Genomic DNA, 15384 nt, shown 5'->3' on the forward strand with positions numbered 1-15384 from the left:
GGGAGAAACGCGTGAGCCGCGCCGAAACCTCGGCGCGGCTCACGGAGAATACCGGACTGATCAGCCCTTCATCAGTTCGTGCGCGTTGCGCTCGAGGTCCTCGAGGCCACCGCACATGAAGAACGCCTGCTCGGGGAAGGTGTCGTACTCCCCCTCGCTGATCTTCTTGAAGGCCTCGATGGTCTCCTTCAGCGGGACCGTCGAGCCCGCGACGCCGGTGAACTGCTCGGCCGCGTACGTGTTCTGCGACAGGAAGCGCTCGATGCGGCGGGCCCGCTGCACCGTGACCTTGTCCTCTTCGCTGAGCTCGTCCATACCGAGGATGGCGATGATGTCCTGCAGGTCCTTGTACTTCTGCAGGATCCGCTGCACCTCACGGGCGACCGCGTAGTGCTCGGCACCGACGTACTCCGGCGCCAGGATCCGCGAGCTGGAGGCCAGCGGGTCCACGGCCGGGTAGATGCCCTTGTCGGAGATGGACCGCTCCAGGTTGGTGGTCGCGTCCAGGTGGGCGAACGTGGTGGCCGGCGCCGGGTCGGTGTAGTCGTCGGCGGGCACGTAGATCGCCTGCAGCGAGGTGATCGCCTTTCCCCGGACCGAGGTGATGCGCTCCTGCAGCTCGCCCATCTCGTCGGCCAGGGTGGGCTGGTAACCCACCGCGGACGGCATACGGCCGAGCAGCGTGGACACCTCGGAACCGGCCTGGGTGAACCGGAAGATGTTGTCGATGAAGAGCAGCACCTCCTGGTTCTGGACGTCCCGGAAGTACTCCGCCATGGTCAGGGCGGAGAGGGCGACCCGCAGGCGGGTGCCCGGCGGCTCGTCCATCTGCCCGAAGACCAGCGAGGTCTTGTCGAGCACGTTGCTCTCGCCCATCTCCAGGATGAGGTCGTTGCCCTCACGGGTGCGCTCACCGACGCCCGCGAACACCGAGGTACCGCCGAAGTTGCGGGCCACCCGGATGATCATCTCCTGGATGAGCACCGTCTTGCCCACGCCCGCGCCGCCGAACAGGCCGATCTTGCCACCGCGCACGTACGGCGCCAGCAGGTCGAGCACCTTGATGCCGGTCTCCAGCATCTCGGTCTTCGGCTCCAGCTCGGCGAACGCCGGGGGCTTGCGGTGGATCGGCCAGCGCTCGGTGATCTTCAGCGTCTTCGGGTCGGCGTTGAGCACCTCGCCGAGGGCGTTGAAGACGTGGCCCTTGGTCACGTCGCCGACCGGCACCGAGATCGGGGCGCCGGTGTCGGACACCTCGGCGCCACGGACCAGGCCGTCGGTCGGCTGCATCGAGATCGCGCGGACCAGGTTGTCGCCCAGGTGCTGGGCGACCTCCAGGGTCAGCTTCTTCGTGCCCTCGGAGAGGGTCACCTCGACGTGCAGGGCGTTGAAGATGGCCGGCATGGCGTCGCGGGGGAATTCGGCGTCGACGACCGGGCCGATGACCCGGACGACGCGGCCGACGCCCGTCTCTGCCTTGGTGGGCTCAGCTACAGCAGTCATCACACATCACTTCCCGCCGCGGCCAGCGCGTTGGCGCCGCCGACAATCTCACTGATTTCCTGGGTGATCGCGGCCTGCCGCGCGGAGTTCATCTCGCGCGTGTACCGCTTGAGCAGGTCGTCCGCGTTGTCGGACGCGCTTTTCATCGCCCGGCGCCGCGAGGCCGACTCGCTGGCCGCCGAGTCCAGCAACGCCGCGTAGATCCGCGTGTTGAGGTACTTCGGCAGCAGCGCGTCGAGCAGTTCCTCGGCCTCGGGCTCGAACTCGTACGCCGCCCGGTGCCCGGGCTCGCGATCGCGGTCCTCGACCTGCATCGGCGCGAGGAAATGCGCCTCGGACGACTGGGTCATGAGCGACTGGAACCGGGTGCTGACGATGTGCAGCTCGTCGACGCCCTGGATGCCGTCCGGACCGTGATGCTCGTGCGTGTCGTCCGCACCGGCGACGAACGCCTCCAGCAGCGACTCGCCGACCCGCCGGGCGTCCTCGAACGTCGGACGCTCGGAGAACCCGGTCCAGCTCGCCGCGACAGCCCGGTTGCGGAACCGGTAGTAGCCGACACCCTTGCGGCCGATCACGTACAGCGCGACGTCCTTGTCGTCCGCGCGCAGCCGCGCGATCAACTGCTCGCACGTACGGATCGCGTTCGCGTTGTACGCCCCGGCCAGGCCGCGGTCACTCGTGATGAGCAGGACACCGGCCCGGCGTACCCGCTCGCGCGGGACGAGCAGCGGGTTGTCGACGGACGCGTTCGACGCGAGTGCGGTCAGCACCCCGGTGATCGCCTCCGCGTACGGCTTGGCCGCCGCCACCCGCTCCTGCGCCCGGGCGATGCGGCTGGTGGCCACCAGCTCCTGCGCCTTGGCGATCTTCTTGGTCGACTTGACGGTGCGGATGCGCCGTCGGAGGGCCTGTACCTGACCGGCCATGGCTAGCTCTCGCCCTGGGCGCCGCGCACCTCGCGGGTCACGGTCTCGCGCGTCTCGGTCCCCTCAGCGAGCGCCTCGGCCGGGGCCTCGTGCAGCTTCAGGCCGGTGTCGCCCTGCTTGAACAGCGGCTTGAACTCGGCCACACCCGACTGCAGGCTCTCGACCTGCTCGTCGGTGAGGTTGTTCGAGGACTCGATCGCGGTGTACGTCTCCTTGCGGTGCCGCTTGAGCCACTGGAGCAGCTCGCCCTCGAAGCGCCGCACGTCGCCGACCGGGATGTCGTCGAGCTGGCCCGTGGTGCCCGCCCAGATGACGATGGTCTGGTCGGTCACCGAGTACGGCGAGTACTGCGGCTGCTTGAGCAGCTCGACCAGGCGTACGCCCTTCTCCAGCTGCGCCCGCGACGCCTTGTCCAGGTCGGACGCGAACGCGGAGAACGCCTCCAGCTCACGGAACTGGGCCAGGTCGAGGCGGAGCCGGCCGGAGACCCGCTTCATGCCCTTGACCTGCGCCGAACCGCCGACCCGGGACACCGAGGTGCCGACGTTGATGGCCGGGCGCACACCCGAGGCGAACAGGTCCGACTCCAGGAAGATCTGGCCGTCGGTGATGGAGATGACGTTGGTCGGGATGTAGGCCGAGATGTCGTTGGCCTTCGTCTCGATGATCGGCAGACCGGTCATCGAGCCCGCGCCCAGCTCGTCGGAGAGCTTCGCGCAGCGCTCCAGCAGCCGGGAGTGCAGGTAGAAGACGTCACCCGGGTACGCCTCGCGGCCCGGCGGGCGGCGCAGCAGCAGTGACACCGCGCGGTACGCCTCGGCCTGCTTGGTCAGGTCGTCGAAGACGATGAGGACGTGCTTGCCGTTGTACATCCAGTGCTGGCCGATGGCCGAGCCGGTGTACGGGGCGATGTACTTGAAGCCGGCCGGGTCGCTGGCCGGGGCGGCGACGATGGTGGTGTACTCCATCGCGCCGTTCTCCTCCAGCGTGCCCTTCACGGACGCGATGGTGGTGGCCTTCTGGCCGATCGCCACGTAGATGCAGCGGACCTGCTTCTTCGGGTCGCCGGACTCCCAGTTGGCGCGCTGGTTGATGATCGTGTCGAGCGCGACCGTGGTCTTGCCGGTCTTGCGGTCGCCGATGATCAGCTGGCGCTGGCCCCGGCCGATCGGCGTCATGGCGTCGATCGCCTTGATGCCGGTCTGCATCGGCTCCTTCACGGGCTGGCGGGCCATGACGTTCGGCGCCTGCAGCTCCAGCTCGCGGAAGCTCTCGTTGGCGATCTCGCCACGGTCGTCGATCGGGTTGCCCAGCGCGTCGACGACGCGGCCCAGGAACGCGTCACCGACCGGGACGGAGAGGACGCGACCGGTCCGCTTGACCTGCTGTCCCTCCTCGATGCCCGCGAAGTCACCCAGGACCACGGCGCCGATCTCGCGGACGTCGAGGTTCAGGGCGACACCCAGCGTGCCGTCCTCGAATTCGAGCAGTTCGTTCGCCATGGTCGAGGGCAGGCCCTCGACGTGCGCGATGCCGTCGCCCGCATCCGAAACGATGCCGACCTCCTCACGGGAGACCTCGGGCGTGTAGGACGAGACGTAGCGCTCTAGCGCCCCCCGGATCTCGTCCGAGGAGATGGTCAGCTCGGCCATCCTCTGCCTTCTCTGTTGTGCTCGGGACGTCACCGCCGCCGAGGGGCCTGTGCTCGCGGCCGTCCCCGGCGCGCGATGCGGGAAGAACTATTTAGCGAACGCCTGCCGCGCCGCGTTGAGCCGCCGCAGGATCGTGCCGTCGTAGAGGTCGGAGCCGACCCGGACGCTGACGCCGCCGATGACGGACGGATCCACATCGACCTTCAGTGAGACCTGCCGGCCGTACTTGTCAGACAGGGTGCCGGCCAGTCGCTGCTCCTCGGCGTCGCTGAGGACCTTCGCGACCGTCACGTACGCGACCTCCCGGTCCCGCTTGCCCGCGGTCAGCTCGACCAGCCGGCTCAGTGACGCTTCGAAGCTGCGGCCGCCGAATCCTTCGAGGGCCACCTCGACCAGCTTGGCCGTGGCCACGCGGACCTTGCCCTTGAGCAGGTCCTGGACCAGCTTAACCCGGCGTTCGACCGGCGCTCCGGGGTCACTGAGAGTAACCGCCAGCGCGGGGTTGGCCGCCACGACCTGCCCGAAGCGGAACAGTTCGTCCTCCACCTCGGCCAGCTCGTCTGCCCGCTGCGCAGAACTGAGCACCGCGTCGACGCCGAGCCGCTCCGTGGCGTCCCACAACTCGCTCGGCGTCGACCAGCGACCCCGGACGAGCGTGGCGAGGACGTCCGCCGTGATGGCGTCGACCTTGCCCGTGAGCAGCGAGCGCAGCAGATCCGCCCGATCGCCCGCACTACGCGACGGGTCCGTCAGGGCCCGCCGCAGCCGGGGCTCGGCCCGCAGCAGCCGGGCCACCGACAGGATCTCGTCGGCGGTCGTGGCGAGCTGCGCGGCCGTGGCCTTGGCCGTGGTGGTGGCCAGCTTGTCGGTCGCGTCCGCGTACGACTCGCGGGTCACGCTCGACATCAGCGCCCGCCCGCGGAGCCGGCCGCGTCGAGCTCGGCGATGAACCGGTCCACCGTGCCGCGCGCCCGGGCCTCGTCGGCGAGGGACTCGCCCACGATCCGGCCGGCCAGGTCGACCGCCAGCGTGCCGACCTCGGAACGCAGGTCCCGCACAATGGCCTCGCGCTGCGCCGCGAGCTGCTCGCGGCCCGCCGCGATGATCCGCTCGGACTCCTCCCGCGCCTTGGCCAGGACGTCCTGACGGATCGCCTCGGCGTCGGCCCGGGCCTCGTCGCGGATGCGAGCGGCCTCCGTGCGCGCCTCACCGAGCTGGGCCCGGTACTGCTCGAGCAGCGCGTTCGCCTCGGCCTGAGCGACCTCGGCACGCTTGATCCCGCCCTCGATCGCGTCCACCCGCGCCGCGAACGTCTTCTCCATCTGCGGGAAGACGAACTTCATCAGCACGAAGCAGAGCAGCCCGAAGGCGATCGTCCCGATGACGACTTCCTGCCAGAACGGAATGATCGGGTTGTGCGCAGGCTCTTCAGCCAGCACCTTCAACGAAGTGATCAAAGGACACCTCCCGTCGAGGCTGGGATCAGCCGGCCCAGATGAAGCCGAACGCGATGCCCAGCAGCGCCAGCGCCTCGACCACGGCGAAGCCGATCCAGACGTACGGCAGGGTCAGACGCGACGACTCCGGCTGGCGGGCGGTCGACTGGATGTAGGCCGAGAAGACCAGGCCGACACCGATGCCGGGGCCGATGGCCGCGAGGCCGTAACCGATGGCCGCGGTGCTACCAACAACTTCGGCGAGAACCATTTTTCAGTTCCTCCTGAGATCTCGCGTGACTCTCACGCGGGACGACAACGGGATGTTGCGGGATACAGCTCAGTGCTCGTCGGCGAGTGCGCCCTGCACATAGCTCGCGGTCAGCACCGTGAACACATAGGCCTGGAGCACGATGACCAGGAACTCCAGGAAGGTCAGGGCGATCGACATCACCCAGGACACGACCGAGAACGGTGCGAACCAGACGTTCGCGTTGATCATCGCAAAGCCGCCGAGCGTGAACACCAACAGCAGCATGTGACCCGCGAACATGTTCGCGAAGAGTCGGACCGCCAGCGAGAACGGGCGCACCAGGAATGTCGAGAAGAACTCGATCGGAATCAGCAGCGGCAGGATGAACCACGGCGCGGGCGGCATCAGGGCCGTCTTGAAGTACTTCACGAAGCCGTGGTGCCGGATGCCCACCCAGATGAACATCACGTAGCTCAGCACCGCGAGCACCGCCGGGAAGGCGATGTGCGAGTTCGGGGAGATCTGAACGAAGGGGACGATGCCCCAGAGGTTGTTCAGCAGGATGAAGCAGAACAGCGTCGTCAGGTACGGCGCGAAGTTCACCCCACGCGGGCCGATCATGTCGACCGAGATGTTGTTCCGCACGAAGCCGTAGATGCTCTCGGCGAGCCACTGCTTCTTTGTCGGCACGAGCTTGGGCTTCCGGTTGGCGACCAGGAAGAACACGATGATCGCAGCGGTGGAGACCCATACCAGGAACGTGATCTTCGTGAACCAGACCGAATGCTGTCCCCACGGCAGGATGCTCGGCGGGTAGAAGTCCTCCACGCTCGGCGGGAACGGAACCTCGCCCGCGAGGACGATCGACTGACCGATCACCGTAGCCCTTTCCTGTCAGGCGCCCAGGCGGCGCACGATGAGGTAGACACCGCCGCCGATACCAACGACACAGCCGATGCCGGCGAAAATGCCCCTGGTCCCGACCCAGTGGTCGACCAGCCAACCGATCCCGCCCCACACCAACATGCCCGTCAGGAGGTAACTGAGCGCCGTCATCCCCATGCCCGAGTCGGGTGGGGGTGGACCGTCGTCACCGCGGGGATCGTGTTTGGGGCCTTGACCGGTCATGACGGCCGAACCTTATCAGCCGCTCAGGCCAGGCTAAGCGGGACCCCCCGCACAACCGCAGTTGTCCAGGCGATAGGGGTCTCGCAACTGGAGGGACACGGTACTCCCCTCGCGCCAGAACTGGACAACTCCGCGCGGCACGCATCACCAATTCGGGGAACCGGGCAGGATCCCCGAGTCGTCAAGTGGTCCGGCAATGCAGAAGATCACTTCCGGCGGGACAACTTGTGCACCCACCACACCTGCGCGGCGGTCCACACCACGACTCCGGCCACCACCCCCCATCCCAGCGCGACACCGCCGCGCCAGCCCGAGCCGACGAGAGCCGCCAGGATCACGCCGAGCAGGGAGTACTTCACCACGTACGCGCCCAGCCCGACCGGCATGACCAGGGCGGGACGCACCGTGTCCGCCCAGGCCAGGGCCAGGGTCGTCAGGGTGTAGCTCACGGTCACGATCGCCACCCCGGCCGCCGCGCCCAGCGCCACCACGGGACCTCCGGCGAGGAAGCCGACCGAGGCGGCGCACAGCAGCAGGGCCACCGATATCGCGGTCAGCAGTGGCAGGTGCTCGACCTTCCACCGCGGATCGGCGGGCAACGGCGGCAGGTCCGGCAACGGCGTGTCGTCCGGGTCCGCACCCTGCCGTGGCACCCCGGCCACGCGGGTCTGCTCCTCCGTCACGCCTCTACCCCTTCCGGATACGCCGGGAATTCCGCCGCCATCTCCGCCACCTCGTCGCCCAGGTCGCGCAGCCGGACCGCCCCACCGGCCGTCGCCGGGTCCGTGGTCACCGCGGCGGCGATCAGGCCCGCGATCCGGCGCATCTGCCCCTCGCGCATCCCCTGGGTGGTCACGCACGGGCTGCCCACCCGGATACCGGACGCCACCGCCGGCGGCTCTGGATCGTACGGGACCGCGTTCTTGTTCAGCGTGATCCGCGCCAGTTCGCAGCGCGCCTCGGCATCCCGCCCGCTCACCCCGCAGTCCCGCAGGTCGACCAGGGCCAGGTGGGTGTCGGTGCCCCCGGAGACCGGGCGCATTCCCTCGGCCGCCAGCCCGGCCGCCAGCGCCTGGCTGTTCGTGACGACCTGGCGCGCGTACGTCTGGAATTCCGGCAGTGCCGCCTCCCGCAGGGCGACCGCCTTCGCGGCGACGGCCTGCATCAACGGCCCGCCCTGGGTGAACGGGAAGACCGCCTTGTCGATGCGCTGCGCAAGCTCCTCACGGCAGAGAATCATGCCGCCCCGGGGCCCCCGCAGCACCTTGTGGGTCGTGCAGGTCACCACGTCGGCGTACGGCACGGGCGAGGGGACGGCCCGCCCGGCCACCAGGCCGATGAAGTGCGCGGCGTCCACCAGCAGGTATGCGCCCACCTCGTCGGCGATCTCCCGGAACGCCGCGAAGTCGATCAGCCGCGGGTACGCGGTCGCCCCACAGATGATCATCTTCGGCTGGTGCGCCCGGGCCAGGTCCCGCACCTCGTCGTAGTCGATCAGCTCGGTGTCGCGGCGTACCGAATATCCGACCGTGTGGAACCACTTGCCGCTGAAGTTCGCCTTACTGCCGTGCGTGAGGTGGCCGCCGTGCGGCAGTCCCATCGCCAGCACGGTGTCGCCGGGCTGCACCAGCGCCGCGAACGCCGCCAGGTTGGCCGACGCCCCGGAGTGCGGCTGCAGGTTCGCGTGGGCCGCACCGAACAGGTCCTTGGCGCGGTCGATGCCGAGCTGCTCAGCCCGGTCCACCTCGGCGCACCCGCTGTAGTACCGGCGCCCCGGATAGCCCTCCGCGTACTTGTTGGTCAGCGTGGAGCCGAGCACGGCCAGCACCGCGGGCGAGGTCAGGTTCTCGCTGGCGATCAGCTGCAGGCCGCCGCGCAGCCGCTCCAGCTCCCCGACCACCACCTCGGCGATCTCGGGGTCTTCGCGTTCGAGCGCGTCGAAGTCCGGGCCCCAGAAGGTGACCCGACCCCGACCAAGAACCGCTGTCATGGCGCGCTCCCCCACGTCGGCGACGCTGCCCCCGCGAACCGAGCATATGGCCTGATGACCCCGCATGCTGAGCCAAACGGGCATGTGCTCGCGGCCCTCGCTGCCCGCGGTGCACTCGCAAATGCGCCACAGTGGGGACATGCGCTGTCTGGTCACGGGGGCCACCGGGTACATCGGGGGTCGGCTCGCGCCGCGGCTGGTGGAGGCCGGGCACACCGTCCGGTGCCTGGCACGCGACCCGCGACGGCTGCGCGACGTGCCGTGGGCGGGCGCGGTGGAGATCGTCCAGGGCGACCTGGTGCGCCCGGAGACGCTGCCCGCCGCGTTCGCGGACGTCGACGTCGCGTACTTCCTGGTGCACTCGCTCGGGCAGCGGGACTTCGAGCGCCGGGACCGGCAGGCGGCCGCGCACTTCGCGGAGGCGGCCCGCGCGGCGGGGGTGCGCCGGATCGTCTACCTCGGCGGCCCGGAGCCGACCGCCGCCGCCCCCGACCGGTCGCCGAACACCGACACGGGCAGGACCGCCGGGCGCGGCTCGTCCGCGCACCTTCGCTCGCGCGCAGAGGTCGCCGGGATCCTGCTGTCCAGCGGCGTGCCGACCGTGGTGCTGCGCGCGGCCGTCATCATCGGCTCCGGCTCGGCGTCGTTCGAGATGCTGCGCTACCTGACCGAACGGCTGCCGGCCATGGTCACCCCACGCTGGGTGGGCAACCGGGTGCAGCCGATCGCGGTCCGTGACGTGCTGCGCTACCTGGCCGCGGTGGCGGATCTGCCGCCCGAGGTCCACCGCGGCTTCGACATCGGCGGCGCGGACGTGCTCACGTACGCCGAGATGATGCGGCGCTACGCGCGGGTGGCGGGCCTGCGCCCCCGGATCATCCTCCCGGTGCGCGCTCTCACCCCGACCTTGTCCGCGTACTGGGTCGGGCTGGTCACCCCGGTACCCAACGCCATCGCCCGCCCGCTGGTGGCCAGCCTGATCCACGAGGCGGTCAGCCACGAACACGACATCACCGGCTACGTGCCCGGCGAGGTGCTGGGCTTCGACGAGGCTGTCCGGCTGGCCCTCGTCAAGATCAAAGACGCGGACGTGGAGACCCGGTGGTCCGGCGCCTCCGGGCGGGACGCGGCGGCCGAGCCGCTACCCAGCGACCCGGAGTGGTCCGGCGGGGACAACTACGTCGATCACCGCAGCCGTGCGGTGCATGCCCCCGTGGCCGCGCTGTGGCGGGTCATCGAGAGCGTGGGCGGCGAACACGGCTGGTACTCGTTCCCGCTGGCCTGGTCCGTGCGGGGCTGGCTGGACCGGCTGGCGGGCGGGGTCGGTCTGCGCCGGGGCCGCCGCGACCGGCACCGGTTGCGGGTGGGCGAGGCGCTGGACTGGTGGCGGGTCGAGGAGATCGAGCCGGGACGGCTGCTGCGGCTGCGCGCCGAGTTGAAGGTCCCCGGCCGGGCGTGGCTGGAGATGACCGCGGCACCCGATCCGGCTGATCCGGACCGTAGCGTCTACCGGCAGCGGGCGGTGTTCCTGCCGCGCGGGCTCGCCGGGCACGCGTACTGGGCGGGGGTGCTGCCGTTCCACGGCGTCGTGTTCAGCGGCATGGCCCGCAACATCGCCCGCGGCGCCGAACAGCTGCACGCCCGCGAACGCGGCTAGGGCAACAGCAGGCGGGTGAACGGCACCACGGCGTCCTCGATCTCGTCGCCGATGCGCGCGAAGGTCTGGTCGCCGCGTCCCCACGGGTCGTCCAGGTCGTCCGTGGGCTGCGGCGGCCGTCCCCCGCGCTGCGCATGTACGGCCTCGACGATGGCGACGCCGCGGGCGTACACCGCGTCGGGATCGGCCGCCGCCGCGGGCAGCGCCGCCGGGTCCACCCCCGCCAGCAACCGGCCGAACTCGCCCAGCACGAACGTCCGGTCGGCCGCGTCGGGCCGCAGCGCCACGACGTAGTCCACCTGGTCGGCCGTCGCGGTCAGCACCAGATCGGCCTCATCGAGGTGCTCACCGAGCAACTTGCGGGCCGCGAACCCGGTGTCGACGCCGCCCCGGGCGCGGACCTGGCGCGCGGCGGGCGGGTTCATCTCCTCGCCCTCGTGCCAGCCGCCCGTGCCCGCGCTGACGCTGCGCACCAGCCGCGCGGCGGGGTCGTCGGCCGCCGGTCGGACCCCGGTGGCGGGTACGGCCACCCGGTCGCGGACGCTGCGCGCCAGCAGCCGTTCCGCCATCGGCGAGCGGCAGATGTTGCCCATGCAGACATGCAGCACGGTGAACGGGTGCATCACGCCGAGAAGTCTGCCATGCGATGTCTCGCCACTCCGGACACCTCAGGCCGCCGCCCGCCCAGCGGACACCTCAGGCTGCCGCCCGTCCCAGCCGGTCCCGGATCGCCAGCCAGTCCTCGGTGTCCGGCGGGGCCTGCACCAGAATCGTTCCGGCCCGCGCGTCATCGAGGCGGTGCAGCGCGGCGTACAGGTCCGCCGCGTATTCGCCGGGGTCGGCCGACAGCACCTCGTCGCCGGAACCGCGCCCCTCATACGTGAGCACCGCGACCGGTCCGGCGAGCCCGGCGCGCGGCACCGCACTCACGTCCTCGGCGAGGATCAGCCGGGCGCGCGGCGCGTAGTGTCTCCGGCTCATCCCGGGCGACGGCCGCGCCACCCCGTCCGCCACCACCGTCCCGTCGTCGGGCCGGGCGTCGTCCTGGCCCGCGACGGCGCCGGAAACGACGCCGCCAGGCAGCGTCAGCGGCCCAGTCACCTCGCGCAGCGCTCGCAGGCCCAGGGCACCCGGGCGCAGCAGCCGCGGCGGGGACACCGTCAGGTCGACGACCGTGGACTCGATGCCGCAGGCGGCCGGGCCGCCGTCCAGCACCAGCGGCACCTCCGGCAGGCTGGCCAGTACATGCTGGGCGGTGGTCGGGGAGATGCTCTCCGACCGGTTCGCGCTGGGCGCGGCCAGGGCCAGCCCGGACTCCCGCAGCAGCCGCAGCGCCACCGGGTGGGCGGGGATCCGCAGCGCGACCGTGTCCAGATCGCCGGGCAGCCCGGCGGCCCGCTCCACCACCACGGTCAGCGGCCCCGGCCAGAACCGGTCGGCCAGCTCCTCCGCCACCGCGGGCCAGCGTCGCGCCAGTGCCCGGGCCTGGGCCACGTCGGCGACGTGCACGATCAGCGGGTTCCACGAGGGCCGCTGCTTGAGGCGGTAGATCTCGGCGATCGCGTCGGCGGAGGTGGCGTCGGCGCCCAGCCCGTACACGGTCTCGGTGGGGAAGGCGACCACGGAACCCGCGCGCAGCAGCCGCACGGCGCGCCGGATCCCGGCGTCGTCCGGTGCGACGATCATGCGGGCTCCGACGCCTCCGCCGGCAGGATGTCCGGCACGACGTCGCGGAGCTTGCCGAACGGCACCGCACCCTCGCGCAGTACCCGCGGCACGTCGCCGGTGACGTCGACGATCGTGCTCGGCGCCGGGTCGTGCGGCGGGCCCGCTTCCAGATAGATCCGTACGGCGTACTCCAGCTGCTCGCGGGCCTCCTGGGCGGTCCGCGGCGCCGGGCCGCCGACCCGGTTCGCGGTGGTCACCGCCATCGGGCCGACCTCGCGCAGCACCTCCAGGGCCACCGGGTGCAGCGGCATCCGCACCCCGACCACGCCGCCGGTGTCACCCAGATCCCACTGCAGGCTGGGCGAGTGCTCCACCAGGATGGTCAGCGCGCCGGGCCAGAACGCGTCGGCCAGCTCCCGCGCCGCCTTCGGCACCGAGTAGACCAGGCCCTCGAGGGTGTGCCGGGAGCCGACCAGCACGGGCGGCGGCACGCGGCGCTCCGCGTGGCGGGCGGTGTGCAGCGCCTCGACGGCGTGGGTGGTGAACGCGTCCGCGCCGATGCCGTACACGGTGTCGGTGGGCAGCACGACCAGTTCCCCGCTGCGGGCCGCCTCGATGGCCGCGGCGACCCCCCGGTCGCGTTCCGCGACCGTGCGGCAGTCGTAGAGCATCACGGGGAGCAGTCTGCCATGCCGCCCGGACCGTCCTCACCGCGCTCCGCGGTGGTGTAGCGGGGCCGCCCCGCCAGGTCACGGTGGGCCTGGACGCCGGCGAACCTGCCGTCCGCGCGCAGCAGCCCCGGCACCGCGTCCCCGTGCACGTCGTCGTGCTCGATGCCGAGCGCCCCGCCCGGCCGCAGCAGCCGCGCGGCCAGGTCCACCACCGGGCGGATCACCGCCAGCCCGTCGGCGCCGCCGAACACCGCCTCCTCCGGGTCGTGTTCGGCCACCTCGGGGGGCACGGCCGTGCCGAGCGGAACGTACGGCGGGTTGCACAGCACCACGTCCACGGTCCCGCTCAACTCCGCCAGCAGCCCCGGATCGGTGACGTCCCCCTCGACCACCTCGACCACCGAAGACCCCGCCGCGTTGCGCCGCAGGTAGGTCAGCGCCTGCGGCGACCGCTCCACCGCCAGCACCCGCCCGGGACGCGCCTCGTCCGCCACCGACAACGCGATCGCGCCCGTGCCGCTGCACAGGTCCACCACGACGGCCCCCGGCGCGGCGCGGGCGACCCCCCAGCCCGCCAGCAGCTCCGTCTCGGGCCGGGGCACGAACACCCCCGGGCCCACGGCCAGCTCCAGGTGCCGGAAGGCGGCCGTGCCCAGCAGGTGCTGCAACGGTTCCCGCCGGGTACGCCGGGCCACCAGTTCCCGGAAACGGTCCAGCTCCTCGGCGCGGACCGTGTCGATCAGCACCAGGCGACCCCGGCCCACCCCGAGCACGTGGGCGGCCAGCAGCTCCGCATCGACCCGCGGCGATTCCACCCCGGCGGCGGCCAGCTCAGCGGTGGCCGCGGCCAGGGCTGGAACGAGCCGCACCCGTTCTGTCGCCACCGAGGGGTGTTCGTGGGCGGGCGTCACGGCATAATCATTCAACGTCGAATGTGACGGTGGCCGGCCGGGTCGCCGATTCGGCACTGTATGCCGGGGAGGGCCGCCGGTGAGTTGGTTGGACCGGCTCGCAGACAACGTCGAGGAGCTTCGCAAGGCGGGGCAGTTGCAGCAGGGTGGCCGGTCGGCCGAGGCCCTGCCACTGCTCGACCGGGTCCTCGACGCATCGGCCGACCCCACGACACGGGCGTACGCGCTGGTACAGCGCTTCGGCGCGCTCATCAACCTGGGGCGGGTCGCTGAACTGGGCCCGGCGATGACCGCCGCGTCCAGTGCGGTACGCGAGGCCCCCGACCCGTACCTGCGCGGCCTGATGCACGCGTACGCGGCACTCGGCGCATACCTGCAGGGCAACCTGGACCGGGGGGTCACCCACCTGGTGCAGGCGTCCCGGTCGCTGGCGGCCGTGCCGGAAGGGGACGCGGAGACCGCGTGGGGCTGGCACGACCTGGCCATGGCGTACTCGTATCTGGGTTTTCACGGCCATGCGCTGACCGCCATCGAGCAGGCCCGGCAGGTGGGCGCGGCGTCCGGCATGGCCAGCGAGCTGTTCGCCGCGCCCGGCATCCGGCTGCGCAACGCGGTCTCCCTCGACCACCAGGGCGACACCGACGGCTGCCTGCGGGTGCTGCGCGACATCGACGCGGAGCTGGCCCGCTACGTGGCCACGGGCGCGGACGCCCGGCTGCGGCCCAGCAGCAAAACCGTCTACGGGTACGCGCTGGCCCGCCGCGCCGCGCTCGGCGAGTCCACCGAGGCGGACGTCACCGCCCTGCTGGCCGACGGCGGCGACAGCGTCCGCTCCCGGGACCTGCAGCACCTCGGCGGGGTGTGCCTGCACATCGCGGCGCAACGTCCGGCCGAGGCGCTGCGCCGGCTCGACGCCGTGCCGGTCTCCCCGGAGATCCTCGGGCCCGCCGAACCCGCCCGGCTGCGCAGCATCTGCCACGCCTCGGCCGGGGACCACGCCGCCGCCCACCACGCCGACCGGTACGCGTTCCGCCTCGCCGCCCAGCGCATCGACCGGCTCCGCGACGGCTTCCTGGACGGGGTCGCCACCCGCCTGGACGCCCAGGAGACCCAGCGTGACATCGGCCGGTACGGCGACGAGACGCTCACCGACCCGCTCACCGGCCTGCCGAACCGCCGCCAGCTGGAACGCTACGTCGCCGCGATGCTGGCCCGCGGCGAACGTGCCGCGGTCGGCGTCTGCGACCTGATCGGCTTCACCGAGGTCAACGCGCGGCACGGCCGGCACACCGGCGACCTGGTGCTGCAACGCATCGCGGCGGTGCTGATCCGAGTGATGCGCCGGGGCGACTTCGTGGCCCGGTTCGCGGGCGACGAGTTCGTGATCGTGCTGCCGGGCGCGGGGCACACCCAGGCCTCCGAGGTGTCCCGGCGGATCGCCAGCGCCGCCGCCGCCGAGAACTGGCAGGCACTGGTGCCGGGCACCCCGATCGGGGTGGCCGCGGGCTGGTCCGAGGTCGGCACGCACGGCCGTACCCTGACCGCCGCGCTGGCCGCCGCGGCCGGACACCGGAAGCCGGCCTGAG

Annotated in this window: 16 protein-coding genes; 2 read left to right on the top strand and 14 right to left on the bottom strand. The window is 71.6% G+C overall.

Annotated elements, in window-relative coordinates; translation table 11 throughout:
• Window positions 1-60 precede the first annotated feature (60 nt).
• The 10 genes from atpD to glyA form a co-directional block, all read right to left on the bottom strand.
• Window positions 61-1503: a F0F1 ATP synthase subunit beta gene (gene atpD, locus ACMCNO_RS29325; RefSeq protein ID WP_412752669.1), complete on the bottom strand. Its 1443-nt coding sequence runs from the start codon at window positions 1501-1503 to the stop codon at window positions 61-63.
• Window positions 1503-2432 carry a F0F1 ATP synthase subunit gamma gene (locus ACMCNO_RS29330; protein WP_412752670.1) on the bottom strand — a complete coding sequence of 310 codons (930 nt, stop codon included), beginning with the start codon at window positions 2430-2432 and terminating at the stop codon, window positions 1503-1505. Before ACMCNO_RS29330 ends, atpD begins: the two co-directional genes overlap by 1 nt.
• A gap of 2 nt (window positions 2433-2434) precedes the next feature.
• A complete protein-coding gene (gene atpA, locus ACMCNO_RS29335; RefSeq protein WP_412752671.1) occupies window positions 2435-4084 on the bottom strand; it encodes a F0F1 ATP synthase subunit alpha in 1650 nt (549 codons plus the stop codon).
• Between the two features lie 87 nt (window positions 4085-4171).
• Entirely contained in the window at window positions 4172-4993 is an 822-nt protein-coding gene (locus tag ACMCNO_RS29340; RefSeq protein ID WP_412753849.1) for a F0F1 ATP synthase subunit delta, read from the bottom strand.
• The gene (locus ACMCNO_RS29345; RefSeq protein WP_412753850.1) at window positions 4990-5538 is read right to left on the bottom strand and encodes a F0F1 ATP synthase subunit B; all 549 of its coding nucleotides are present in this window, start codon (window positions 5536-5538) and stop codon (window positions 4990-4992) included. Before ACMCNO_RS29345 ends, ACMCNO_RS29340 begins: the two co-directional genes overlap by 4 nt.
• A 28-nt stretch (window positions 5539-5566) precedes the next feature.
• Window positions 5567-5791: a F0F1 ATP synthase subunit C gene (locus ACMCNO_RS29350; protein ID WP_412752672.1), complete on the bottom strand. Its 225-nt coding sequence runs from the start codon at window positions 5789-5791 to the stop codon at window positions 5567-5569.
• A gap of 69 nt (window positions 5792-5860) precedes the next feature.
• The gene (gene atpB / locus ACMCNO_RS29355) at window positions 5861-6652 is read right to left on the bottom strand and encodes a F0F1 ATP synthase subunit A (RefSeq protein WP_412752673.1); all 792 of its coding nucleotides are present in this window, start codon (window positions 6650-6652) and stop codon (window positions 5861-5863) included.
• 15 nt (window positions 6653-6667) lie between these two features.
• The gene (locus tag ACMCNO_RS29360; protein WP_412752674.1) at window positions 6668-6901 is read right to left on the bottom strand and encodes a hypothetical protein; all 234 of its coding nucleotides are present in this window, start codon (window positions 6899-6901) and stop codon (window positions 6668-6670) included.
• A 206-nt stretch (window positions 6902-7107) separates the two neighbouring features.
• Window positions 7108-7509: a hypothetical protein gene (locus tag ACMCNO_RS29365; protein ID WP_412753851.1), complete on the bottom strand. Its 402-nt coding sequence runs from the start codon at window positions 7507-7509 to the stop codon at window positions 7108-7110.
• Between the two features lie 71 nt (window positions 7510-7580).
• Window positions 7581-8891, bottom strand: a complete 1311-nt coding sequence (gene glyA / locus ACMCNO_RS29370; RefSeq protein ID WP_412752675.1) for a serine hydroxymethyltransferase — start codon at window positions 8889-8891, stop codon at window positions 7581-7583.
• Between the two features lie 139 nt (window positions 8892-9030).
• Between glyA and ACMCNO_RS29375 the strand changes: the two genes are divergently transcribed.
• On the top strand, window positions 9031-10548 hold the full coding sequence (locus ACMCNO_RS29375) for an SDR family oxidoreductase (RefSeq protein WP_412752676.1): 1518 nt from the start codon (window positions 9031-9033) through the stop codon (window positions 10546-10548).
• On the opposite strand, the gene ACMCNO_RS29380 is transcribed toward ACMCNO_RS29375, so the two are convergent.
• The 4 genes from ACMCNO_RS29380 to prmC all read right to left on the bottom strand — a co-directional run bounded on the left by ACMCNO_RS29380 (window position 10545) and on the right by prmC (window position 13798).
• Window positions 10545-11171, bottom strand: coding sequence for a phosphotyrosine protein phosphatase (locus tag ACMCNO_RS29380; protein WP_412753852.1), 627 nt, complete (start codon window positions 11169-11171; stop codon window positions 10545-10547). The two genes, ACMCNO_RS29375 and ACMCNO_RS29380, sit on opposite strands and share 4 nt — an antisense overlap.
• 73 nt (window positions 11172-11244) lie before the next feature.
• A complete protein-coding gene (locus tag ACMCNO_RS29385) occupies window positions 11245-12234 on the bottom strand; it encodes an L-threonylcarbamoyladenylate synthase (RefSeq protein WP_412752677.1) in 990 nt (329 codons plus the stop codon).
• Entirely contained in the window at window positions 12231-12887 is a 657-nt protein-coding gene (locus ACMCNO_RS29390; protein WP_412753853.1) for an L-threonylcarbamoyladenylate synthase, read from the bottom strand. Before ACMCNO_RS29390 ends, ACMCNO_RS29385 begins: the two co-directional genes overlap by 4 nt.
• Window positions 12887-13798 carry a peptide chain release factor N(5)-glutamine methyltransferase gene (gene prmC / locus ACMCNO_RS29395; RefSeq protein WP_412752678.1) on the bottom strand — a complete coding sequence of 304 codons (912 nt, stop codon included), beginning with the start codon at window positions 13796-13798 and terminating at the stop codon, window positions 12887-12889. Before prmC ends, ACMCNO_RS29390 begins: the two co-directional genes overlap by 1 nt.
• A 79-nt stretch (window positions 13799-13877) precedes the next feature.
• On the opposite strand from prmC, the gene ACMCNO_RS29400 reads away from it, so the two are divergent.
• The gene (locus ACMCNO_RS29400) at window positions 13878-15383 is read left to right on the top strand and encodes a diguanylate cyclase domain-containing protein (RefSeq protein WP_412752679.1); all 1506 of its coding nucleotides are present in this window, start codon (window positions 13878-13880) and stop codon (window positions 15381-15383) included.
• The last annotated feature ends 1 nt before the right edge of the window (window position 15384 follow it).

Origin of the sequence: Krasilnikovia sp. M28-CT-15 (assembly GCF_047159595.1) — a bacterium.
Taxonomy (GTDB): domain Bacteria; phylum Actinomycetota; class Actinomycetes; order Mycobacteriales; family Micromonosporaceae; genus Actinoplanes.

Excerpts from the sequence above, each read along its gene's own strand:
- atpD (WP_412752669.1), bottom strand. The coding sequence starts at position 1,503 with ATGACTGCTGTAGCTGAGCCCACCAAGGCAGAGACGGGCGTCGGCCGC.
- ACMCNO_RS29330 (WP_412752670.1), bottom strand. The coding sequence starts at position 2,432 with ATGGCCGGTCAGGTACAGGCCCTCCGACGGCGCATCCGCACCGTCAAG.
- atpA (WP_412752671.1), bottom strand. The coding sequence starts at position 4,084 with ATGGCCGAGCTGACCATCTCCTCGGACGAGATCCGGGGGGCGCTAGAG.
- ACMCNO_RS29350 (WP_412752672.1), bottom strand. The coding sequence starts at position 5,791 with ATGGTTCTCGCCGAAGTTGTTGGTAGCACCGCGGCCATCGGTTACGGC.
- ACMCNO_RS29360 (WP_412752674.1), bottom strand. The coding sequence starts at position 6,901 with ATGACCGGTCAAGGCCCCAAACACGATCCCCGCGGTGACGACGGTCCA.
- glyA (WP_412752675.1), bottom strand. The coding sequence starts at position 8,891 with ATGACAGCGGTTCTTGGTCGGGGTCGGGTCACCTTCTGGGGCCCGGAC.
- ACMCNO_RS29375 (WP_412752676.1), top strand. The coding sequence starts at position 9,031 with ATGCGCTGTCTGGTCACGGGGGCCACCGGGTACATCGGGGGTCGGCTC.
- ACMCNO_RS29380 (WP_412753852.1), bottom strand. The coding sequence starts at position 11,171 with ATGCACCCGTTCACCGTGCTGCATGTCTGCATGGGCAACATCTGCCGC.
- ACMCNO_RS29385 (WP_412752677.1), bottom strand. The coding sequence starts at position 12,234 with ATGATCGTCGCACCGGACGACGCCGGGATCCGGCGCGCCGTGCGGCTG.
- ACMCNO_RS29390 (WP_412753853.1), bottom strand. The coding sequence starts at position 12,887 with ATGCTCTACGACTGCCGCACGGTCGCGGAACGCGACCGGGGGGTCGCC.